Origin of the sequence: Sporosarcina ureae DSM 2281, from assembly GCF_000425545.1 — a bacterium.
GTDB classification, from domain to species: Bacteria; Bacillota; Bacilli; order Bacillales_A; family Planococcaceae; genus Sporosarcina; species Sporosarcina ureae.
Genome location: NZ_AUDQ01000002.1, coordinates 76,684 through 98,065 on the forward strand (window position 1 = coordinate 76,684; position 21,382 = coordinate 98,065).

Here is a 21,382-nt window from a genome sequence, read left to right on the forward strand (position 1 = left end):
GATCACAAAATAATTCGGAGTTCGTTATATATCTAACATACAGGTTATGTTAATTGTTATTTCGTAAGACCACAATAATCTTGCTTGACTACATCTATTGGCGAAGCTTGGGTGGTACTACGTTTAAAAGAATGTAATTAGGATAATATGACAATGATAAGATCTTTTCTTTAGGAGGAAAGCCAACATGAAAAAAGCTGTATTTCTGGATCGAGATGGCGTGATCAATGAAGTGTTGACAGATCGAGTGAAATTTGTGAATGAACCGAATCAACTATATTTCTTGCCGGGGGTTGCGGAGGCAATTAAGCAATTGAATCAACTGTTTGATTATATATTTGTTGTAACGAATCAAGGCGGTGTGGGGCTTGGTTACATGAAGGAATCCAAATTGAAATCCATTCATGATCATATGATAGCAGAACTTGCAAAGGAAGGTGCAATAATTGACGAAGTCGTTTATTGTCCGCATAAGCCAAAGTCTGGTTGTGATTGTCGCAAACCCCATAGTAAGCTAATAGAAAATCTTGCAATAAACTATGATGTAGATTTGTCCACTTCTTATATGATAGGCGATACGGATACAGACATTATTGCCGGCAAAAGAGCAGGAACTAAAACGGTTTACCTTGGTGCAACAGATCCAATAGCAGATGCAGTGTTCCCAGATCTGCTTCATGCTGTTCCTTGGATCATCGATGATATGGTGAAGTGAAAAGTGGGGAATTGTTACGAAATTGAACTAAAGGAAAAATTCCCTATGATCTATATAGTGAAAGAACAGAATTCTTCATGAAGACTTCTGTTCTTTCTCGTACATGGAGATTAGTTAATAAGGGAGACGTAGTAAAACACTTGTTTTAATGCTTATCAAAACCCTATAATATAAACAGATAAAAAGAGAATGCTTCTATCGTTTTATGATATAGTATTGAATGCATTTAAAATTAAAAGAGCATATGTAACGGAGGAAGTTATGTCGGATCTAAAGTTACCACATAAAAGATTTAGGCCCGAGATAGAAGGGGTACGAACGGTTGCAACATTATTAATCGCCATTTATCATATATGGTTTGGTAGGGTATCTGGTGGAATCGATGTGTTCTTCGTTATTTCAGGTTATTTGATGACATTGTCCATCGTCTCGCGAATAGAACGAACCGGATCAGTGAATTTTATCGAATATTTTCTGAACTTAACGAGAAGACTATTACCCCAAGCTACAATAGTTTTGATTTTTACGGGAATATTTGCGGTGATTCTTCTACCAAAGTTTGAATGGGGAGAAATTATTGCGCATATGATGGCTTCCACGTTTTATTTTGAAAACTGGCGGTTAGCATTAGATTCTGTTGACTATTTAGCAAAAGATAATTTAGCAAGTCCATTTCAACATTTTTGGTCACTAAGTGTGCAAGGTCAATTTTATCTGATCTGGCCTGTTTTACTTGCATCTATTTATTATATCGCCCGAAATTTTTTGAAAACACCTGTATATAAGACGTTACTTAGTTCGCTGATCATAGTGTTTATATGTTCACTGGCTTTTTCCGTTTATCAAACAAATGTGAACCAACCTTTTGCATATTTCAATACATTCACGCGGATGTGGGAATTTAGTATTGGCGGTATTTTTGCATTACTATCACCATACTTAATTTTTACTAAAAGATTGAGCGTTGTCTTAGGCTGGCTAGGTCTAGCCATTATTGGCCTCACTGGATTTTTGTTTCCAGTCTCCACTGTGTTTCCTGGTTATTTGGCATTAATTCCTATTGGTGGGGTATTACTAATATTAATCGCCTCTGAAAGTATTACAATATATGGTGTAAATCGATTTTTATCCACAAAGCCTCTGATCTATCTAGGCAGTCTTACATATGGTGTGTATTTATGGCATTGGCCGTTGCTGATTTACTATCGTTCCTATATGGAAACAGAAACAGTGCCTATCGGAGATGGTATTTTACTATTGGTGACAACTTTTGTGCTGTCCATGATTTCTACCAAGTTATTAGAAAAACCTGTTCAAAAAATAGGCCGAAATCAGAAGAATAGGGAACTAATCGTCGTATTATCAGCTATGTTAGTACTTGCATGTAGTTCCATATTTTCTATTTCTGCTTATATAGAAAAGGCAACTGCTAGTACTGATATTGTCCAGGAACAGGATTACCCTGGTGCTCAATCCGAAAAGTTTGATATGAAAACTGTTTCTTATGTAGACTTGATCCCGTCACCTTCAGAAATTAAAACAGATCTTCCGGAATTTTATAATGATTTGGAATGCCAGTCCGCTAACCTCACAGAAGTCAGGAAATGTTCTTATGGTGTTTTGAAGGACTTTGATTACACATTGGCGCTCGTAGGTGGATCTCACTCAGGTCATTGGTTCCCAGCTTTAATAGAATTAGCAGAAGAAATGAATTTTAAAATTGATTTATATAGTCATGATGGTTGTCGATTTACTGACGAAGACCCTAAGGGAAACTTAACGAAAGCTTGTATTCCTTGGAATAGTAACTTGATTGATACGTTACTAGAAGATCCACCTGACTTGGTTTTCACAACATCGACAGTGAATAAGCGTCCAAAAGTACCTCGAGGATTTGTGAATCAATGGAAGAGACTTGAAGGGGTTACGACCATCTTTGCGATACGGGATAATCCTCGTATGCAAGAAATTATTCCTGTTTGCCTTGAACAAGCAGACGATCCGTTGGAGTGTTCAGTACCAAGAGATCAAGCCATTGCAAAGGAAACTCCATGGGAAGTGACAGAAGGTATTCCATCTAATGTGTTTTTCGCAGACTTAACAGACTCTTTTTGTGATGAAACGACTTGTTATCCTGTCATTGGGAATATTATTGTCTATCGTGATGATAACCATATTACCGCAGAGTATGCAAAAACGTTAGCACCTGCATTAAAAGTACCTTTGCAGCAAGCATTCGACAACTTAAGTAAGAAACCTGCGCAATGATGAGTGATGTGTTTGCCATGAACATTGTATAGTTCATCTAGATACGGGAATGCTATCATATAGAACGAAAACTTCAAAAAGGAGTGTATATGATGGCAAAAAACTATCCAAAACCGAATGATCCTGCTGACAACAAAGTACGATTGAATAAGACAATTAGTAATATGGAAGCGGCAGAAGATGCGATGAAGTTCGCAGAGGACAAAGAGTTTGAAAAGATCAAAAAGAAAAACGAACGCAGAGCAGAAAGTATCGAGGATTTAAAAGAAGAAATTAGTGAAGAAGACAAGTCCCGAATCAATGGGTATTTATAAATAACTTGCTACGATAAAAAGTTGGCCCTCACTTATATAAGTGAGGGTTTTTACTGTCTGTTATGATAGAGGTAAATAAGCAAAAAAGAGGAATCCATTTAGTACGCTGTATAGAATAGAAGTATCTATACTATCTAAGGTTTTTCTATATAAAGGAGAGAATTAAAGTTGAAAAGAATAAAAAAAATTGACGAGTGGCGGGAACTGCTTGAAAAATCGGATGAGCAACCATTTCTGTTGTTTAAATCCAGCATGACTTCTGTCAGCAGTTTGGCTGCTAAAAAAGAATTGGATGGACTCCGCACGGAATTACCTATTTATATCGTCATTACACAAGTAAGTAAAAAGCTTTCGGTAGCCATTGAATCAGATTTAGCTGTGCCGCACGAAGTTCCACAATTATTAATTTTAAAAGATAAACGAGCGATCTGGCAAGCTACTCACTATCAAATCAAAGAACAGATTTTACTAGATGCGATCAAAGAATACGTTTGAGATGCGTAAGGATTTCGAATTGTTCTTTCTTAATGCATATGGAAAGGTGCATGTGTTGCTCTCCACTGAAGTTGAATAGTAGCGTGCATATATAGTCCAAAACCTACACCAATAGAGAAATAGATCACTGCTGCTATTAATGTACATAAGTAAAACATGTAGACAAATGGAGTTGTAACAACTACTCATAGAAAATAGTAAAGTAGCAAAAGGAGTTCTTATAATGGAAAGTGTATTTCCGAAAATCTATGACATGGCTATGAAGCCTCTTGAAGTCACTCGATTTAAAAAAGTTCGAACGGAATTAATCCGTAATGCACAAGGGAATGTACTGGAGATCGGTTCAGGTACTGGTATCAATTTTCCATATTATCAGCAGGCAAAACATGTAACAGCGATTGAACCGAATCCGCAGATGAGTCGCAGAGCTATGAGAAGAGGACGAAATGGGCATGTACCTATTACCTTATATGAGGCAGATGCAGAATCATTACCATTTGCCGATCATACATTTGACACAGTCATCTCAACTTTAGTATTTTGTACAATACCTAATCCACTACTTGCATTAAAAGAAATCCAGCGTGTTAGTAAGCGGGATGCTACCATTTTATTTTTTGAGCATGTCAAAATGAAGCAACCTAAGCTTGCGAAAGCACAAGACCTATTAAATCCGTTGTGGGAGAAGGTCTGCGACGGTTGCCAATTAAATCGAGACACTCTTTCAATGATCGAGAATTCAGGCATATACGTAGAAGATATCGAATCACTCTATGAAGGCCTGTTTTTGTCTATTAAATGTAAAAGAAGATAAGTAGGAACTTCAGGGATGATTTGGACGTACACGCCCTAACCAAATGGCCTCAGACGCTAAGAGATTTGGTATCAAATTAACAGCATGCAGTATATGTAGTTCATTTAATTACCCAACTAATTTTTATCTATGTTAAACGGAAGGAGTTAGAGAATGAAGAAACTAGTTATCCTTGCTATAGCAACCGTTTTCCTACTCGCGGCATGCGGAAAAAATAAAGTCGACGATTCTGCTGCCAAAGAGTATATTAAGATATCAAAAGAAACGATCACATTATTCAATGAAGAGAAGTTTGATGAAATGCGTACTATGTTTGATGCAACGATGAAAGATGCTTTATCCGTAGAGCAATTACAAGAAGTATCGGATATTGTAAAGGAATCTGGTGAATTCGTCAGCTTTGAAAAAGAGTCCATCGCTAAAAAAGAGCAATACTTTGTTGCGACTATTACAGCGAAATACAAAGAAGACAATAGAGTGTACACTATAACATTGGATGAACAGCAACAAGTAGCAGGGTTCTTCGTGAAATAATGAAAGCTATTTAAACTCTAACGGAAGTCACGTACTTCTTGTTAGGGTTTTTTATTGTTTTCGCTTACGCCTTATTTAAAATCCGCTCTATACTTAAATCTCTACTTACACTTGCTAAAGAAATGAAAACTAGTTATTATAGTATTTATAACATACCGACCAGTTAGTATAATAATAAAGGGGAGTAAAAACATGAATCCAAACGATGTGAAAAGAATTACAGTAATCGGTGCAGAGCAGATGGGACACCAAATCGCAATGCTATGTGCGCTAGGTGGATACCAAACAACGTTGCAGGATATTAATGAGGAAGCTTTGCAACATGCAAAGGACAACTTGGAGCGTCTGATGAGTGATTGGGTAAGAAAAGGTAAGATTAATGAGCCAGCTATAGAGAAAGCTTTTTCATTACTTTCTTTTACAGATCAGTTAGAAGAAGCAACAAAAGATGCAGATCTTGTAATAGAGGCGATTGTCGAAGTGCTTGAAGCGAAGCAAGAGCTGTTTAAAAAATTAGATGAAATGACACCACCTTATGCTATATTGGCGACGAACAGCTCAACTATTATGAATTCATTGATTGCCAAAGTGACGAACAGACCGGATAAAGTATGTAATATGCATTTCTTCTTCCCGCCACTCGTCATGGACAGCCTCGAAGTTGTCATGAGTGAAAAAACGTCTGAAGAGACAAAGGATATCGCCATGGCAGTTTCAAAACAAATTGGACGTACAGCGGTTCTACTGAGGAAGGAAATTTCAGGATTTGTTGCGAACCGTATACTCGGTGCCATTCATCGAGAAGCAGCGTACTTATATGAAGAAGGAATTGCTGACTTCAAAGATATTGATCTCATTATAAGAAAGTCTCTTGGTCATAAACTCGGACCATTTCAATTAATCGATATGTCGGGAGCGGACGTCGTGTATTCGGCCATGCAGCATCAATATCAGCAAAGTAGAGATGAAAGAGATAAGCCACCTGCGTGCATTAAAGAAAAGGTGGATAAAGGGGAACTTGGAAGGAAAACTAAAATAGGGTTTTATGATTACCGTGAAGTACCGGTGAAGTAACACGGAAAGTCGTTTGGTATTTTAAATATATAGTATAAACCACGACATGTATGCTATCTACGTGTCGTTTTTGTGTTTAATCTAATTTGGGGTTCAACAAAGGTTAGTATATACTGAAAGAAAATGGGACTAAGATAGTCTGATTTGAAGTAGTCGAAGCTTATTAATTATTGGCAATAGAAAATGGAGGCTAAATCATGAAGAAATTAGTATGGTTGATCGCAACCGTTTTATTACTGGCGGCTTGCGGATCGACAGATAAAGCATTTGAAACAGTGGATTTAAAAGATATTGAAGCCTTACAAAAGAAAGGCGCGTTAGTGATGGATGTGCGCGAAGTAGATGAATACAATGAAGGTCATATGGTGAGTGCAATCAATATGCCATTATCGCAACTACAAAATGGTGAAAGAGCGGGCTTAGATAAAGATCAGAAGTATGTAATCGTTTGTCGTAGTGGAAGTCGTTCGCAAACAGCAAGTGGAATTTTGTTTGAAGAAGGATACGACGTGATCAATGTTTCTGAAGGTATGTCTACTTGGCTAGGTCCGGTGGAATAATGAAAGAACAGGCGACGGGATACTTACCGTCGCTTTTTGTAAATGCTTATTTCGTTGGTGGACCTATTAATTGCGAAGGGGAAATAGCTTTTACATTGGCAGCCCATTGTTGTTCATCTAACCCATAGGAGTAAGCGAAAACGTCCGCTGGTGTAGCGGTTAGAATATCGGAACCTAAGACGACCTCGGGAATATTCACATTAAATATACCTTGCAGATGTGTATCATCGGTATGGGCGATTTGGTAGTGCCACCATCCTTGTGGAATGTTAACGACTTGACCCGCCACAATTTTATAATGTTGAAAGATTTTCGTGTCAAGATTCATCATAGAAATAGTAGCCGAGCCTGAAACACAATAGGTCAGTTCGGAAGCATTTGGATGATAATGGGGTTCAATAATATGATCTTTACTAAGGAAGATATCCAACATCGACAAATGATCTAATGTGTTTAATTGCTTACTGCTCAAAATATTAATAAAGTTCTTATCATTTTTCTTGAAAAAGGGACTAGTATTCACATTCGCTGCGTACTGAGGATTATTTGAAATCATTTTCATACGACCTTTCCTGTGTGCTGTTATATAGTATGTACGTAGGAAAGTAACGTGATTTTAATTGTATAATTGTTTCCAAGTGTGATAAGGGTCAATAAAGGGTAGTTGATTATAGAATGGGTGAACAGAATGAGCAAGAATAGTTGGAGGAGATAGAGTATGGTCAAAGAATATGATTTGCTTGTAATTGGAACAGGTAGTGCAGGTTCCATCACAGCAACAAAATGTAAGAAGGAAGGCTGGAGCGTTGCAATTATCGATGACCGGCCATTTGGCGGTACCTGTTCTCAGCGAGGTTGTGATCCGAAGAAAGTATTGGTGGGAGCTGCTGAACTAATTGATTGGAATAAACGTATGCAAGGAAAAGGGATTGAAGAAGATAGCAAAATCAATTGGACTGAATTAATGGAATTCAAACGAACATTTACTCAGTCGATACCTGAGGACACGGAAGAAAAATTCGAGAAATTAGGAATTGATATCTATCACGGCAAGGCGCACTTCCAATGTGAAACAGAATTGAAGGTTTGTTCAGATGTATTAAAAGGGAAGCATATCTTAATTGCCACGGGGGCAAAACCTTTTGAGATGAATATCGAAGGTGAAGAATATTTGACGATGAGCGATGAGTTCATGGAACTGGAAGCTCTACCAAAAAAGATCGTCTTTATTGGTGGCGGATTTATTTCATTCGAATTTGCACATCTTGCTGCAAGGGCAGGCTCAGAAGTGCATATTTTGCATAGAAGTGAAAGCGCTTTGAAGCATTTTGATCAAGATTTAGTAAAAATGCTCATTAAACGTACTGAAGAAATTGGCGTTCATGTGCATTTGAACACACCGGTAAATGGAATAGAGAAATGCGGCAATTCATTTGTGGTCAAAGGAGAACAAGATGATCGCCAAGTAGAGTGGAAAGCAGATCTCGTTGTACATGGGGCAGGACGCGCACCGGCATTAGATATTGATTTGGAAAAAGGAAATGTAAAGCGCGATAAACAAGGCGTGTGTGTCAATGAATTCATGCAAAGCATTAGTAATCCACATGTATATGCGGCTGGAGATGTCGCTTCAAGTGATGCGCCTCCTTTGACACCCGTCGCAACAACTGAATCACATGTTGTCGCTTCAAATTTGCTAAAAGGAAATAACAAAACGGCCAATTATCCCGTTATTCCATCTGTTGTCTACACCGTTCCTAAATTATCATCTGTCGGAATGAGCGAACAAGAAGCAATAGACTCGGGTTTAAAAATATATGTAAAATCACAAAATATGACCGAGTGGTTCACATATAAACGGACAAATGAACGGGCCGCAGCATTTAAAGTAATAATCGATCAAGAGAAAGACGTCGTACTCGGTGCTCATTTCTTAGGTGGTGGAGCCGATGAACTGATTAATCTCTTTGCATTAGCCATTCGTTTCCAAATTCCTATCTTAGAATTAAAGCAAATGCCATTTGCGTATCCAACTATAGCATCTGATATTTCCTATATGTTGTAAATAAATTCAAACAACTCTCTATCTTACAAGTGGATAGGGAGTTTTTAGTTGATGGGAAATATACAGGGCCTTGTACCGAACGATGAAATTGACTCTTTAAACCTCCTCACGTTATCCTGTACAATGATGCACGTATATAATTACTAATTTATGAATTACATCTAAGACAGGAGGAAAAGAGACGATGATCAAGCGAGCATTAACTATCGCTGGTTCCGCTGCACGTGGAGGGGCAGGAATTCAAGCTGATTTGAAAACATTCCAGGAATTTGATGTGTTTGGTACAACAGCGGTCACAGCAATTGTTGCCAGGAATCCACGTACTGGACAAGGTATATTCCCGCAATCTTGGGAAGCGATTGAAGCACAATTAGTGACGATAGAAGAAGATATTGGTATAGATGCAATGAAGACTGGCATGTTGTTTACGAAAGAAATTATTGTCAATGTCACGAAGTGGATTCAGCAGTCCGACATTCAAAATATAGTAGTAGATCCCGTAATGATTGGAAAGATGGGCTCTGCGTTGTTGAAAGACGATGCAATGGAAGCGATGCAGAAGCAATTGATTCCTCTTGCAACGGTTATTACGCCAAATATGCCCGAAGCATCTTACTTATTGGGTGGTATGGAATTGGGATCTGTAGCTGATTTAAAAGAAGCTGCACGTCGTTTGTTTACATTTGGACCGAAGTTCGTATTAGTGAAAGGTGGAAGGCTGGAAGGACCCGCAGTGGATGTGCTGTATGACGGAGAACAGTTCTATGTACTTGAAGCTCCAAGAATTGACACGCTGAATACCAATGGTGCCGGTTGCAGTTACTCTGCTGCGATCGCGGCAGGCTTGGCAAAGGGACAAACGGTACCAGATGCCGTGATTGAAGCGAAAAAGTTCATCACAGCAGGCATTCGCCATTCCTTGACTTTCAAGCAAGGCGTAGGGCCAACCTATCACGCGGCATATGGCAAATATGACGAGACGAGTTGTAAAGTAACTATTGAGCAGGATTGAATTCAAGAACAAGCATCAATAGAGGCTGGGACATAACTATCTCACCCCGTTTCCCTGCACTCCGAAAGGCACGCTTTCCGAGGGGCGTGGCTTGAGCCAAGCGAACAACGAAGGGTTCGCTTTGCCGTATTTCTGTGTACTTTGCAGAAATTAAGGCACCTGTCCAGGGTCTCAAGACGCACGCTGATCCCTCAGGAGTCGGCCTTTCTCCGTTCCGGTACACTCTGATACTCTAAAAAATATTTACTGATAAGAACAGAAAAAAAGCGTAAAGGACTCCCCTTACGTTTTTTCTGTTCTATCCCAACCTCCTTGTATTGGTTAAGTTTAAGGATAAACGTTTTATAAGTGGCCAGTTAATAGTAAGTGGTTCGGGATTGAAGACCCGGCCATTCTCTTACATATAAGTAGTAATCGAATCAATAGGTAAACGTGTAGAACCATAAGCAGGTGAAGCGGCTTTACCTAGCGCAATCAGCACTAGCGGCTCGTAGCGTGATTCAAGTTCAAATGACGCAGCAAATTGTTGCTTGTCAAACCCGCCCATCGGAACAGTATCATACCCTCTTGCCTTGGCAATCAACATGAGTTGCATAGAAACCAACCCTGCATCAAACGTTGCAATGTTGCGTCTCACTTCAAGTGGTGCATTCGGATAAGCTGCCTTCGCATTTTGAATCTGGATTTGCACATGCTCTTCATCTATATTTCCTGCAGCCAAATTGGAAAGATAGATCTCATCAATATTGTGATACATTTCTGTATCGCCAATCACCGCAATAATAGCGGATGCTGTTTCAATTTGTTCTTGATTGAATGAAAAACGATTAATTTTCTTTTTTAACTCTCGATCTTGTATGACAAGAAAACGCCATGGCTGTAAGTTGCTTGAAGAAGGAGCGGAGATCGCCTCTTCTAGCATAGACGTGATCTCTTCTTTATTGATTGTATAGTGTGGATCGAACTTTCTTACAGATTTCCGTGCGTGCATAACTTCTAGTAATTCTTCGTAATTTTGTGACATAATGACAAACTCCTCTTAAAATATATTGATATTTACTTACTAATAGTAAGTTATTTTTAAGATTACTATTAGTAAGCTTGTTTGTCAAACCTAGGTGTGATAAAGTGAAAGGAGTATAGGATAGGGGTTTTGCTAATGAAGAAAAATGAAGAGTTTGTTCAGTCGGTAAATCCTAAAGGTCAAAAAAGTTGCGATAGTTTCCATAACACGATCGAGTTTATTGGTAAGCGATGGATGGGAATTATTATTTATCATTTATTAGACGGACCGAAGAGGTTCTTTGAATTATCGGCGGAGATCGAAGGGATATCAGATCGTCTTCTAACGGAGAGGTTGCGTGATTTAGAAGCACACGGCTTGGTCATGAAAAACCAGTCCGATCCAAAGGTCAGAAAAGTCGAGTACGAGCTTACGCCAAAAGGTAAAGAGTTGGAAGATATTATTCAGGCCATTTTCGAGTGGGTCAAGAAAAATGGTTGCTGTTATAAGGAGTGAATGAATTGATTAGAGAACGAGCGAAACATTTTAGCGGTATTCCGTTATCAATATTAGATTTAGCAATGATCAATGAAGGAAGTCATGCAGGTCAATCATTTAAGAACAGTGTAGATCTTGCACAGCATGCAGAAGATTGGGGATTCAATCGTTACTGGTTGGCAGAGCATCATAATATGCCGGGGGTTGCGAGTTCTGCTACGTCCATCATCATCGGACATGTAGCGCAAGAAACGAAGGATATTCGAGTAGGTTCTGGTGGTGTCATGTTGCCGAATCACGCTCCACTTGTCATTGCGGAACAGTTCGGTACTCTGGATGCTATGTATCCAGGTCGTATTGACTTAGGGCTAGGTCGTGCACCTGGTAGTGACCAGGCAACAGCGTATGCACTGCGTCGTACATTACAGAGTGGTGGGGAAGACTTCCCGCAACAAGTGGAAGAATTACGTATGTATTTTGCAGGCAATCCAACTGATCGCGTTCGAGCATTTCCTGGAGCAGGGCAGAACGTTCCGATTTGGTTGCTCGGTTCAAGTGGCTTCAGTGCGCAATTGTCAGCGGAGCTTGGCTTGCCGTTTTCATTCGCCAGTCATTTTGCACCGCAGTTTATGATGCAAGCACTGCAAATTTATCATCAAAACTTCCGTCCGTCGAAAGATCTTCAGAAGCCCTATGCGATGATGGGGGTTAATTTAATTGCAGCGGATACGGATGAAAAAGCCCAATACTTGGCTACATCGATGCAACAGCAGTTCTTAAATATCCGTCAAGGTAAGATGACGCAATTCAATCCTCCGATTGAAGATATTCATGCGGTATGGTCACCATTTGAACAAGAAGCGGTGGCACAGCAAAGTCAAGCACCATCTGTCATTATTGGTAGTCCTGAAACTGTGAAACGGAAGCTGGAGGAGTTCGTAGAAATGACAAAAGCGGATGAGCTGATTATCAGTTCAGGAATCTTTGATCATGAGGAACGACTTCGTTCATATGAAATCTTAAGTGAAATCATGAAGTAAAAGAAAAAACATCCGCCTTGCAGAAAAAACTGCTTGGCAGATGTTTTTTTGTTCTTACTGCGCTTCGATCTCTTTCGTCAGTTTCTCGATTTCATCGATTAACTCACCGATATATGAAATGGTATCGCGTAATGGTTTGTCTGTTGTGATATCAATTCCCGCCATTTTCGCAAGTTCAGCTGGTTTTTTTGAACCACCTGCACGTAGGGTATGGAGCCAGTCTTCAACAGCTGGTTTTCCTTCTTTCAATACGCGTTGTGCCATTTCAGTGGAGATTGTCAAGCCGGCACTATATGTGTACGGGTACAAGCCCATATAATAATGTGGTTGACGCATCCATGTCAATTCTGCACCATCATTCATTCTCACGCTATCGCCCCAGAATTCTTCGAGTACACCGCGCTTCAAATTGTTCAAGATGGTTGCATTGACATTGCCACCTGCATCCACTCGCTCGTACACCTTGCGCTGGAACGCTGCTTCAAGTAAATGTGTTACGAAGTTATGGTAATACGTTCGGGCCACGATGGAAGACAGTACCCATCGCTTAAATTTTGGGTCGGTGGAATTCTTCAATAAGTGATTGGCCATCAACATTTCGTTCATCGTAGAAGGTGCTTCAATAAAGTACAATGATGATTCCGAATTAAATAGGTTTTGAGCTTCATTGGCATAGTGGAAATGTCCGGCATGACCTAATTCATGAGCGAGTACAAAGACGTCTTCCATGCTGCCTGTCCAGGAAATTAAAATGAATGAACCGTTGCCATAAGGACTCGCGCAAAATGCACCCGTAGATTTACCTTCATTTTGAGCGAAATCAATCGAGCGTTCTGAATAGGCACGGTTCACCATGTCGAGATAGTCTTTGCCCATAACGGATAGAGCATCATTCATATAGTTCTTCGATTCTTCCACTGTAATCGATGGTTCGTATAATGGATCAATCGGCATTTTTAAATCCGCAAACGTCATTTCATTTAGACCATAGATTTTCTGAAGGAGTTTTGCGTACTTTCGCATATGTGGTGCGAGTTCTTTCATAATCACATCGATTTGGCGATTGTACATGGAACGATCCACGTCTTGTTCCATCAATAAATAGTCGATAACGGAGTCATACCCACGTAAGTCAGAAGTTGTTTTTTCCATTTGTACATGCATGTCATATGTTTTGGCTGTTGTGTGTTGATACTTGCGTAACGTGTCACTAAACATTTCAAAAGCAGCACGTCTTACTGGTGTTTTTGGTTCAGACTCCCATTTCCCTTCGAATGAAACATAGCTCAGTGGATAGACTTTTCCCTCTGCAGTGAAGTCGGGGAAATCAATGTCTGCCATTTTCGTTGTATTATACATTGAATACGGCGCTTGGAAAGAAGAAGAGAATGCAGCGAGTGTTTTCTCTACTTCGGGATGTAATTGATGCGGCTTTTCCCGAATGATTTTATCGAATACCGTTGCATACTCTTCGGATTGTTTACTTGCTTGCTGTAAAGTCTCCTCTGAAAGTTCCGTAAGTTCACTCATGGCGAAGGAAGTTTGGCTAGCGATTTTTGCAGCAATTGATCCAAATTGGCTTTCTCTCATTTGAGCTTGATCATTCGTTAGATCCACACTTGCTGCTAACTCGGCATAACTGGAAATCTTGACGAGTTTCTCTTGTAAACGGCGATAGGCATCCAATGCTAGAATAGCAGAAGTTGAATCTACGATCGTACCTTTATAGTTTTTCTCAAAAGCAGTTGCTTCTATTTCAGCATTTTTTACTGCTTGTTCGTAGTCCTGTTCATTTTCAAATAAGGTTCGTAAATTCCACGTTTCTTGTTCGTTTACTCGTGCGCGTTTCGGTAAGCTTTTCACCAATATGAATCTCTCCTTCAAATCGATTATTCGGTTCTCGAATTAATGAATAGTATAATACAATGAATGTTCAGAGTACAAAATTACGGTTTATTGGATAGGATGAACTCCATTAGCCAATCGACTTGTAACGGTCCATTGACAACCTCATAATACAGACGGTCATTGTGGATCAATACTCCTTCCTCAATTAATATGGTCATACGATTTCCTGTTTCATCATGTAAATCGATTGTAAAGAGTGGTTGATCATCAAATAATTGCAACGTATCGGGATCCACACGCTCGTAATCATATGCTTGGAGAAATTGAAGTAAGCGATCAACTTCTTCAACTTGGTCTACTCTCCAAGTAACCGCTTGCTGTTCATGCAGACCGGGTTGTCGGATAGTAATGAATGAATAGGGGGATAAACCATTCAGTTGTTGTTCTTGCAATCGCTCAAAGGGATGGGAGGCAGCTTCGTCGATTGTCTGAATCATCACATAAAATCCTCCAGCCACTAGCAATGCCAATATAACACCACGTATTTTCATACTATTTCCCTCCTTCCACAAAATATCGTTTCTCACTAGTATATGAATGTAGTGAGTAAGATACGCACATAACTATCCGTACAATAAATAGATATTTCATTTAAGGTCGATATTTCAATTTTCGGAATGTATAATAGAGAGAATTCATCTGAAAGGGAGGCTTTTAATATGAAGGAATATGTTACACATGCAATTCAGGACAATTACGCAGATGATTTTTCATGGTGCTATGGTTGTGGGCGACTCAACGAGGAAGGGAATCATTTCCGAACTGGTTGGGAAGGAGACCGAACCGTTACGTATTCATTACCGCCTGAAAAATATACGGCAATTCCGGGATTTGTCTATGGTGGATTTCTTGCGTCATTTATGGATTGCCACGGAACAGGGTCTTGTGCACTTGCCTTACATCGAAAGAACGGTCATGAACCAGGAGACGGATCCGTACCTCCGCGCTTTGTGACAGCTTCCTTGCAGATTACATATAGTAAGCCGACTCCACAAGGAAAAGTATTGAAAGCGATTGGAAACGTTACAGAAATTCATCCAAAGAAGTGGAAAGTAGCTGTAGAAATTTATGCTGAGGATGAATTATGCGCTTCTGGAGAAGTGGTGGGAGTCGTAATGCCTGCTACATTTACAAAGTAAAATAGACAACTAGATAAGGTGTGAACAGATGGTATGAATAAATCACCACAAACTGCCGTAGCGAATCCCGTATTTCCGATTATGATTGCAATCGCGGTCTGTCACTTATTTAACGACACGCTGCAGGCAGTAATCCCAGCTATGTTGCCGATTTTAGAAAAAGAATATCAATTTAGTTATAAACAATTAGGCTATATTGTGTTTGCACTAAATATCGTAGCTTCTTTACTTCAACCGGTTGTAGGCTTTCTAAGTGATCGCAAACCTAAGCCGTTTGCGCTGCCGATTGGCATGACATTTTCTTTAATTGGCATGGCGGGCCTAGCATTAGCACCAAGCTATTGGCTGATTATTGTATCCGTTATGTTGCTCGGATTAGGATCGGCAATCTTTCATCCTGAAGGCTCTCGTGTGTCATTTTTGGCAGCAGGGAACAAGCGCGGACTTTCGCAGTCGATCTATCAAGTGGGAGGTAATTCTGGACAAGCACTTGCACCGTTAATTAGCGCGTTCGTCCTCGTTCCTCTAGGCCAAATAGGAGCAGCAGTTTTTGTGTTAGTAGCTGCTGCAGGCATTGCCTTACTAACTCGTATTTCGATCTGGTACAAGAAACAGCTGGATGAAGAGCGTTTAGGTAACCGAAAGAAAGTATTATTAACGACGATGGAAAGTTTGTCCAAAAGACAAGTGACCGTTGCATTGACTTTATTAATGATTATTATATTTGCGCGTTCATTCTATGTGACAAATATTACGAGCTTCTATATTTTCTATTTAATCGAATACTATGGTATGACAATTCAGCATGGTCAATTGTATATTTTCTTATTCTTGGCACTGGGCGCTGTTGGAACATTTTTTGGTGGACCCATGGCAGACAGAATAGGGCGAAAAAAGGTGATTGTCTTATCACTTGTCGTGCCATTACCGCTTAGTTTGTTGCTGCCATTTGCTCCGGTATGGGGAATCATCTTACTATTAGTAACGATCGGCTTCTTTATTATGCTGAGTTTTTCCGTCACGGTGATCTATGCGCAAGAACTCGTACCTTCCAAAATTGGTACGATGGCGGGACTAACGGTAGGATTAGCGTTCGGAATGGGAGCAATCGGTGCAGTTGCCATCGGAACGCTTATCGACTCGATCGGTATTTATCAGACGATGATCATCACGTCATTCTTGCCGTTCATTGGTCTAGTTGGATTGGCTTTACCTCGTGATCAAAAGATTACGTCAGCTTCATAAGTGAATTAGTAGTTTTATTATCATGAAAAGTAGGTGTGTGGAATGAAAGTAGTCAATAATATGGCGGAATTAATCGGAGAGACTCCGCTAGTAAAAGTCCGAACACTCGGTGAAGATACTGGTGCTGAGGTCTATGTGAAATTAGAATACTTCAACCCAAGCCGCAGTGTGAAAGATCGCGCGGCGTATCAAATGCTTGTAGAAGCCGAGAAAACTGGCATACTGAAACCTGGTGCCACGATTATTGAGCCGACGTCAGGCAATACAGGAATTGGATTGGCAATGAATGCTGCGGCAAAAGGATACCCAGCTATATTTGTCATGCCAGATAACTCTACGATTGAACGGATTAACTTAATGAAAGCGTATGGAGCGAAAGTTGTACTGACACCTAGCGCAGAGCGTATGCCAGGTGCGATCGCTAAAGCGAATGAAATTTCAGAGTCCATTGAAAATAGTTTTATTCCGATGCAGTTTGAAAATGAAGCGAACCCAAATAGTCATCGCCATACAACGGCTGTAGAAATTATAGAAGCGATTCAATCAATTGATCGTACATTAACCGCTTTTGTTTGTACTTCAGGAACGGGTGGTACGGTGACGGGAACAGGAGAATCATTAAAGGCTCATGACCCAAATATTACAGTTCATGTGGTTGAGCCTGCTGGGTCACCGGTATTATCGGGTGGCAAGCCAGGAAAACATAAATTGGTTGGTACAAGTCCTGGTTTTGTCCCCTCTGTATTAAATACAGATGTCTACGACGAAATTTTCCGTATAGAAGATGACGATGCATACAACACAGTTAGACAATTCGCGAGACAAGAAGGCGTGTTACTCGGACCATCAGGTGGTGCATCTTTGTATGCGGCATTGCAAGTCGCTAAACGTTTAACACCTGAAGATACAGTCGTGTGTATTGCGCCAGATTCCGGGGAAAGATATTTATCGAGTGATTTATTTCAATAATGTCTACTAGCAAAAACCTCTTCCGCATTGGGAAGAGGTTTTTTAGTGTGGGCTTCCAGAATGAAAAGTGATGAAAAACCATTACCTATAGCGTTTAATCTATTATTTTAAATAGATTGAAAAAATAATCAGAAAGCCTATTGACAAAACCTACGTAAATGGTAGATTATATATATACAAAACATATAAAGTTAGTAGGAATTGAAAGAACGCAATGAAACGAAAAGTATTATGAGGGGGAATCAACATGTATTTGGAAATTGAAGGCATTGAAAAGAGCTTTCCCCACAAGGAAAAGGGAATGGTGAAAGTACTAGATCATATCAACCTTGAGATAGAAAAAGGACAGTTTGTTTCCATTGTAGGTCCGTCTGGTTGTGGCAAGTCCACTATGTTGTATTTGATAGCGGGGCTGGAAAAAGCTGAACAAGGGAAAATCCGTATTAATGGAAAGGAAGTAAAGGGTTCTGGATCAGATCGAGTGGTGGTTTTCCAAGAAGCGGGGTTGTTTCCTTGGCTGACAGTACTTGATAACGTTACATACGGGTTACTTCTAAAGAAGATGTCGAAGCAAGAAGCGGAACAAAAAGCTATGGAGATGCTAAAAATGGTTCACTTGGGGAATTACATCGATTCCTATCCACATGAATTATCTGGAGGAATGAAGCAGCGCGTATCGATCGCACGTGCGCTTGTGATGGAGCCCGATATTCTGTTAATGGATGAACCATTTGCCGCGTTGGATGAGCAAACGCGCATGGTGCTTCATAAAGAGTTATTGGATATTTGGAGAAAAACGAAAGTAACTGTTCTTTTCATTACACATAATATTCGGGAAGCGGTATTACTTTCGCAAAAGATTGTCGTATTCGCAACCCGTCCGGGGAAAATTAAAGCTACATTCAAATCAAATGATACGAAGGATGGCGTCATGCCGAGTGATGTGACGTTGCAACTTGAAAAGCAGATTTTAGCTGAGCTTCAAGAAGAAATAGAGAAAGTGCTGAAGGAGGAGATGGGTGATGACTACAGCTTTAAGACGAATAGTGTTTCTCGGGATACTAGTGGCGATATGGGAAGTCACATCTAGGCTCTCAGATTTACCTGATTTTATGTTCCCGAGTTTTACACTAGTCATGTCCACCTTGGTTTCTGGTCTCCTCTCCGGTCAAATCCTGATTGCAATCGGTGCAAGTCTAAGCAGATTGTTAATCGGATTCACAATTGCTTCAATACTAGGACTGGTGCTTGGTTATTTGATTTGGCGTTACAAAATAGTGGAAGACACACTTGGTTTTCTTGTGACAGCTTTACAGTCTATTCCGAGTATCGTCTGGTTCCCGTTAGCGATCATCTGGTTCGGTCTCAATGATTTTGCCATATTATTTATCGTTACATTAGGGGCTACATGGACGATGATCGTCAATGCGACAAGCGGTTTTAAAAACGTACCGGTATTATACCAGCGCGTCGCCAAATCTCTCGGGTCTAGCGGGTTTCACTTTTTGCGGACGGTGATTTTGCCAGCATCTGTACCACAATTAATCTCTGGTTTACGTATCGCTTGGGCATTCTCGTGGCGCGCACTCATGGCAGGGGAACTATTAGGTGCAAGCGTCGGTCTCGGTCAATTACTAGAATCAGGACGCGCACTGGGTCAAATGGATTTAGTAATTTCGGTCATGATCATCATCGGTGTGATCGGTACGATTATGGATAATGTATTATTCTTACGTTTGGAACGCAGTGTAGAAAGAAAATGGGGAATTCGGGCGTGATACGCTTAAAGAAAAGGGGATTATTATATGAATAAAAAACTATTGGGTGTATTGCTTTCTTTATTGGCGATTGTGGGAGTTTTATCAGGGTGTGGGAAAACGGATGCGGGCAGTGCAGATAAAAAGGAAGTAAGAATCGGGTACTTCCCGAACTTAACGCATATCGCAACAATTGTTGGACTAGAGAATAATTATTTTGCAGAAGAATTCGGTGAAGACATCAAGATCACGACGAAGACTGTGAGTAACGGTGGGTTGTTTATGGAAGCGATGGCCTCTAATTCCATAGACATTGGAACAGTCGGACCTGGACCGGTTATCAACTATTATGTAAAAGATCCAAAGTATCATATTGTATCTGGGGCGGTAAACGGCGGTGCGGTAGTAATAGCTAACGGTAAAAGTGGGATTAATGAATTAGCAGACCTAGACGGCAAGAGGATTGCGATTCCCGTAATCGGTAGTACGCAGGATGTCATGTTACGTAAAGCGTTGAAAGATGTGGATCTAAAAGCCAAAGCAAACGGTGGAACAGTTGAGTTTTTTGCAGCCGCACCAGCGGATACAGCGACATTATTCATTCAAGATTCAGTTGACGGTGCAGCAACTCAAGAACCTTGGGGATATATACTACAAAATCAAGCGGATGGTAAACTGATTCTCGATTGGGAGGACTTTGCTTGGGGTAAAGAATCTACGAACACCGTTGTCGCAACAAGCGATGCATTTTTGAAAAACGAAAAATTATCGACTGCTTATTTGACAGCACACGCAAAAGCAGTTCAGTTCATTCGTGATGAGCCGGAAAAAGCACAAGAACTAGTAGTGAAGCATATCAAAGATCTGACTGGTAAAGAAATAGCTAGTGATGAATTGGAAGCAGCATTCACTCGAATCGAAGTGACAACAGATGTAAATGAGGATGTATTGCAAGAGATGGCTGATATCAGTCAAGAAGCAGATTATATCAAGACAAATGAAATTGATGGATTGATTAATCTTGAAGCAATTAAAAAAATTACAGCAAACTAATACGAAGCGGGTATCCATTATGGATGCTCGTTTTTCTATTTCCATATCGTTTGATAAGTTGCAATAAAACAGGATATGCTAGTATATAGATAGAACATAATTTCGCTAGTTGAAAGGATGAGGACAGTGCTGGCAGATTTATTAAACGAATCGAAACGTACTATTGTCTATACAGGGGCAGGGATGTCGACAGAAAGCGGGCTACCAGATTTTCGTTCCGCTAAAACGGGCATGTGGGAAACAGAAGATCCTGCCAAAGTGGCAAGCGTAACAGCTCTCAATCAGCAGGTAGAACAGTTTTTTCAGTTTTATAAACAGCGTGTCCTAGCGGCAAAAGAAACAGGACCGCATAAAGGACATGATATTTTAGCTAAGTGGGAAAAAGAAGGTCTGATCAATGGAATTATTACGCAAAACGTCGATGGTTTCCATACGATGGCGGGCTCGAAAAACGTCATGGAACTTCATGGGACACTTCGTAAAGTCCATTGTGAAACGTGTGGAAAAGAATACGGGAACGAACGCTACGAGCAAGATGAGTTTTACTGCGATTGTGGCGGTACGTTACGTCCATCCGTTGTGTTATTTGGAGAAATGCTACCAGAAGAAGCATTTATTCAATCGATATTCGAAAGTGAGAAAGCAGATCTCTTCATTGTCCTCGGTTCATCATTAACCGTTACACCTGCGAATCAATTTCCACTGATCGCAAAAGAGCAAGGCGCGAAGTTGGTCATTATTAATATGGAACCTACAGAAATGGATCAATTTGCCGATCTCGTTATCAATGAACGGAAAATTGGAGAAATACTAGATGAGGCAGATCAGAATGTAGGTAAGTAAGTTGAGGTAGAAGAATGGGCGTAATAGAGGAGGGGTTTTTATACCACTTCTCTAATACGCTGTTCTTCTTGTCTCT

Annotated in this window: 23 protein-coding genes; 19 read left to right on the top strand and 4 right to left on the bottom strand. The window is 40.2% G+C overall.

Annotation, left to right across the window (positions count from 1 at the left end):
- The first annotated feature begins 187 nt into the window (after positions 1–187).
- The 8 genes from H605_RS0102780 (at position 188) to H605_RS0102815 (ending at position 6,774) form a co-directional block, all read left to right on the top strand.
- Entirely contained in the window at positions 188–715 is a 528-nt protein-coding gene (locus H605_RS0102780) for a D-glycero-alpha-D-manno-heptose-1,7-bisphosphate 7-phosphatase (protein ID WP_029052792.1), read from the top strand.
- A 216-nt stretch (positions 716–931) separates the two neighbouring features.
- The gene (locus H605_RS0102785) at positions 932–2,983 is read left to right on the top strand and encodes an acyltransferase family protein (protein WP_248681196.1); all 2,052 of its coding nucleotides are present in this window, start codon (positions 932–934) and stop codon (positions 2,981–2,983) included.
- A 92-nt stretch (positions 2,984–3,075) separates the two neighbouring features.
- Positions 3,076–3,297: a small acid-soluble spore protein Tlp gene (locus H605_RS0102790; RefSeq protein WP_029052794.1), complete on the top strand. Its 222-nt coding sequence runs from the start codon at positions 3,076–3,078 to the stop codon at positions 3,295–3,297.
- 168 nt (positions 3,298–3,465) lie between these two features.
- The gene (locus tag H605_RS0102795; RefSeq protein ID WP_029052795.1) at positions 3,466–3,792 is read left to right on the top strand and encodes a monothiol bacilliredoxin BrxC family protein; all 327 of its coding nucleotides are present in this window, start codon (positions 3,466–3,468) and stop codon (positions 3,790–3,792) included.
- Positions 3,793–4,015: 223 nt separating this feature from the next.
- Positions 4,016–4,606: a class I SAM-dependent methyltransferase gene (locus H605_RS0102800; RefSeq protein ID WP_029052796.1), complete on the top strand. Its 591-nt coding sequence runs from the start codon at positions 4,016–4,018 to the stop codon at positions 4,604–4,606.
- A 153-nt stretch (positions 4,607–4,759) separates the two neighbouring features.
- Positions 4,760–5,140, top strand: coding sequence for a DUF3887 domain-containing protein (locus H605_RS0102805; RefSeq protein ID WP_029052797.1), 381 nt, complete (start codon positions 4,760–4,762; stop codon positions 5,138–5,140).
- Positions 5,141–5,332: 192 nt separating this feature from the next.
- Positions 5,333–6,214 carry a 3-hydroxyacyl-CoA dehydrogenase family protein gene (locus H605_RS0102810; RefSeq protein WP_029052798.1) on the top strand — a complete coding sequence of 294 codons (882 nt, stop codon included), beginning with the start codon at positions 5,333–5,335 and terminating at the stop codon, positions 6,212–6,214.
- 197 nt (positions 6,215–6,411) lie between these two features.
- Positions 6,412–6,774: a rhodanese-like domain-containing protein gene (locus H605_RS0102815; RefSeq protein ID WP_051210448.1), complete on the top strand. Its 363-nt coding sequence runs from the start codon at positions 6,412–6,414 to the stop codon at positions 6,772–6,774.
- A 46-nt stretch (positions 6,775–6,820) separates the two neighbouring features.
- Here H605_RS0102815 and H605_RS17310 read toward each other — a convergent pair whose 3' ends face one another.
- Positions 6,821–7,336 (bottom strand): cupin domain-containing protein, encoded by a 516-nt coding sequence (locus H605_RS17310; RefSeq protein ID WP_051210449.1) that lies wholly within the window; start codon positions 7,334–7,336, stop codon positions 6,821–6,823.
- Between the two features lie 156 nt (positions 7,337–7,492).
- Here H605_RS17310 and H605_RS0102825 point away from each other — a divergent pair, with 156 nt between their 5' ends.
- Both H605_RS0102825 and thiD read left to right on the top strand, forming a co-directional pair.
- A complete protein-coding gene (locus tag H605_RS0102825) occupies positions 7,493–8,839 on the top strand; it encodes a dihydrolipoyl dehydrogenase family protein (RefSeq protein WP_029052800.1) in 1,347 nt (448 codons plus the stop codon).
- A 184-nt stretch (positions 8,840–9,023) separates the two neighbouring features.
- A complete protein-coding gene (gene thiD, locus H605_RS0102830) occupies positions 9,024–9,851 on the top strand; it encodes a bifunctional hydroxymethylpyrimidine kinase/phosphomethylpyrimidine kinase (protein ID WP_029052801.1) in 828 nt (275 codons plus the stop codon).
- Between the two features lie 397 nt (positions 9,852–10,248).
- Here thiD and H605_RS0102835 read toward each other — a convergent pair whose 3' ends face one another.
- The gene (locus H605_RS0102835; RefSeq protein WP_029052802.1) at positions 10,249–10,875 is read right to left on the bottom strand and encodes a nitroreductase family protein; all 627 of its coding nucleotides are present in this window, start codon (positions 10,873–10,875) and stop codon (positions 10,249–10,251) included.
- A gap of 135 nt (positions 10,876–11,010) precedes the next feature.
- On the opposite strand from H605_RS0102835, the gene H605_RS0102840 reads away from it, so the two are divergent.
- Positions 11,011–11,370, top strand: coding sequence for a winged helix-turn-helix transcriptional regulator (locus H605_RS0102840; RefSeq protein ID WP_029052803.1), 360 nt, complete (start codon positions 11,011–11,013; stop codon positions 11,368–11,370).
- 5 nt (positions 11,371–11,375) lie between these two features.
- Positions 11,376–12,392, top strand: coding sequence for an LLM class flavin-dependent oxidoreductase (locus tag H605_RS0102845; protein WP_037561500.1), 1,017 nt, complete (start codon positions 11,376–11,378; stop codon positions 12,390–12,392).
- A 54-nt stretch (positions 12,393–12,446) separates the two neighbouring features.
- On the opposite strand, the gene pepF is transcribed toward H605_RS0102845, so the two are convergent.
- On the bottom strand, positions 12,447–14,255 hold the full coding sequence (pepF, locus tag H605_RS0102850) for an oligoendopeptidase F (protein ID WP_037561545.1): 1,809 nt from the start codon (positions 14,253–14,255) through the stop codon (positions 12,447–12,449).
- An 83-nt stretch (positions 14,256–14,338) separates the two neighbouring features.
- Positions 14,339–14,791 (bottom strand): hypothetical protein, encoded by a 453-nt coding sequence (locus tag H605_RS0102855; RefSeq protein WP_029052806.1) that lies wholly within the window; start codon positions 14,789–14,791, stop codon positions 14,339–14,341.
- Between the two features lie 168 nt (positions 14,792–14,959).
- Between H605_RS0102855 and H605_RS0102860 the strand changes: the two genes are divergently transcribed.
- The 7 genes from H605_RS0102860 to H605_RS0102890 all read left to right on the top strand — a co-directional run bounded on the left by H605_RS0102860 (position 14,960) and on the right by H605_RS0102890 (position 21,306).
- Complete coding sequence (locus H605_RS0102860; RefSeq protein WP_029052807.1) at positions 14,960–15,439, top strand: PaaI family thioesterase; 480 nt, start codon at positions 14,960–14,962, stop codon at positions 15,437–15,439.
- 33 nt (positions 15,440–15,472) lie between these two features.
- Entirely contained in the window at positions 15,473–16,684 is a 1,212-nt protein-coding gene (locus H605_RS0102865) for an MFS transporter (RefSeq protein ID WP_029052808.1), read from the top strand.
- A gap of 42 nt (positions 16,685–16,726) precedes the next feature.
- Positions 16,727–17,653 (top strand): cysteine synthase A, encoded by a 927-nt coding sequence (gene cysK, locus H605_RS0102870; protein WP_029052809.1) that lies wholly within the window; start codon positions 16,727–16,729, stop codon positions 17,651–17,653.
- Between the two features lie 247 nt (positions 17,654–17,900).
- On the top strand, positions 17,901–18,743 hold the full coding sequence (locus H605_RS0102875) for an ABC transporter ATP-binding protein (protein WP_029052810.1): 843 nt from the start codon (positions 17,901–17,903) through the stop codon (positions 18,741–18,743).
- Positions 18,676–19,431 carry an ABC transporter permease gene (locus H605_RS0102880; protein ID WP_029052811.1) on the top strand — a complete coding sequence of 252 codons (756 nt, stop codon included), beginning with the start codon at positions 18,676–18,678 and terminating at the stop codon, positions 19,429–19,431. The genes H605_RS0102875 and H605_RS0102880 overlap by 68 nt, the downstream gene beginning before the upstream one ends.
- A 27-nt stretch (positions 19,432–19,458) precedes the next feature.
- A complete protein-coding gene (locus tag H605_RS0102885; protein WP_029052812.1) occupies positions 19,459–20,463 on the top strand; it encodes an aliphatic sulfonate ABC transporter substrate-binding protein in 1,005 nt (334 codons plus the stop codon).
- Positions 20,464–20,589: 126 nt separating this feature from the next.
- Entirely contained in the window at positions 20,590–21,306 is a 717-nt protein-coding gene (locus tag H605_RS0102890; protein WP_029052813.1) for an NAD-dependent deacylase, read from the top strand.
- The last annotated feature ends 76 nt before the right edge of the window (positions 21,307–21,382 follow it).

Excerpts from the sequence above, each read along its gene's own strand:
- H605_RS0102810 (WP_029052798.1), top strand. The coding sequence starts at position 5,333 with ATGAATCCAAACGATGTGAAAAGAATTACAGTAATCGGTGCAGAGCAG.
- H605_RS0102840 (WP_029052803.1), top strand. The coding sequence starts at position 11,011 with ATGAAGAAAAATGAAGAGTTTGTTCAGTCGGTAAATCCTAAAGGTCAA.
- H605_RS0102875 (WP_029052810.1), top strand. The coding sequence starts at position 17,901 with ATGTATTTGGAAATTGAAGGCATTGAAAAGAGCTTTCCCCACAAGGAA.
- H605_RS0102805 (WP_029052797.1), top strand. The coding sequence starts at position 4,760 with ATGAAGAAACTAGTTATCCTTGCTATAGCAACCGTTTTCCTACTCGCG.
- H605_RS0102780 (WP_029052792.1), top strand. The coding sequence starts at position 188 with ATGAAAAAAGCTGTATTTCTGGATCGAGATGGCGTGATCAATGAAGTG.
- H605_RS0102815 (WP_051210448.1), top strand. The coding sequence starts at position 6,412 with ATGAAGAAATTAGTATGGTTGATCGCAACCGTTTTATTACTGGCGGCT.
- cysK (WP_029052809.1), top strand. The coding sequence starts at position 16,727 with ATGAAAGTAGTCAATAATATGGCGGAATTAATCGGAGAGACTCCGCTA.
- H605_RS0102825 (WP_029052800.1), top strand. The coding sequence starts at position 7,493 with ATGGTCAAAGAATATGATTTGCTTGTAATTGGAACAGGTAGTGCAGGT.
- H605_RS0102855 (WP_029052806.1), bottom strand. The coding sequence starts at position 14,791 with ATGAAAATACGTGGTGTTATATTGGCATTGCTAGTGGCTGGAGGATTT.
- H605_RS0102880 (WP_029052811.1), top strand. The coding sequence starts at position 18,676 with ATGACTACAGCTTTAAGACGAATAGTGTTTCTCGGGATACTAGTGGCG.
- H605_RS17310 (WP_051210449.1), bottom strand. The coding sequence starts at position 7,336 with ATGAAAATGATTTCAAATAATCCTCAGTACGCAGCGAATGTGAATACT.
- thiD (WP_029052801.1), top strand. The coding sequence starts at position 9,024 with ATGATCAAGCGAGCATTAACTATCGCTGGTTCCGCTGCACGTGGAGGG.
- H605_RS0102860 (WP_029052807.1), top strand. The coding sequence starts at position 14,960 with ATGAAGGAATATGTTACACATGCAATTCAGGACAATTACGCAGATGAT.
- H605_RS0102865 (WP_029052808.1), top strand. The coding sequence starts at position 15,473 with ATGAATAAATCACCACAAACTGCCGTAGCGAATCCCGTATTTCCGATT.
- H605_RS0102800 (WP_029052796.1), top strand. The coding sequence starts at position 4,016 with ATGGAAAGTGTATTTCCGAAAATCTATGACATGGCTATGAAGCCTCTT.
- H605_RS0102790 (WP_029052794.1), top strand. The coding sequence starts at position 3,076 with ATGGCAAAAAACTATCCAAAACCGAATGATCCTGCTGACAACAAAGTA.
- H605_RS0102885 (WP_029052812.1), top strand. The coding sequence starts at position 19,459 with ATGAATAAAAAACTATTGGGTGTATTGCTTTCTTTATTGGCGATTGTG.
- H605_RS0102835 (WP_029052802.1), bottom strand. The coding sequence starts at position 10,875 with ATGTCACAAAATTACGAAGAATTACTAGAAGTTATGCACGCACGGAAA.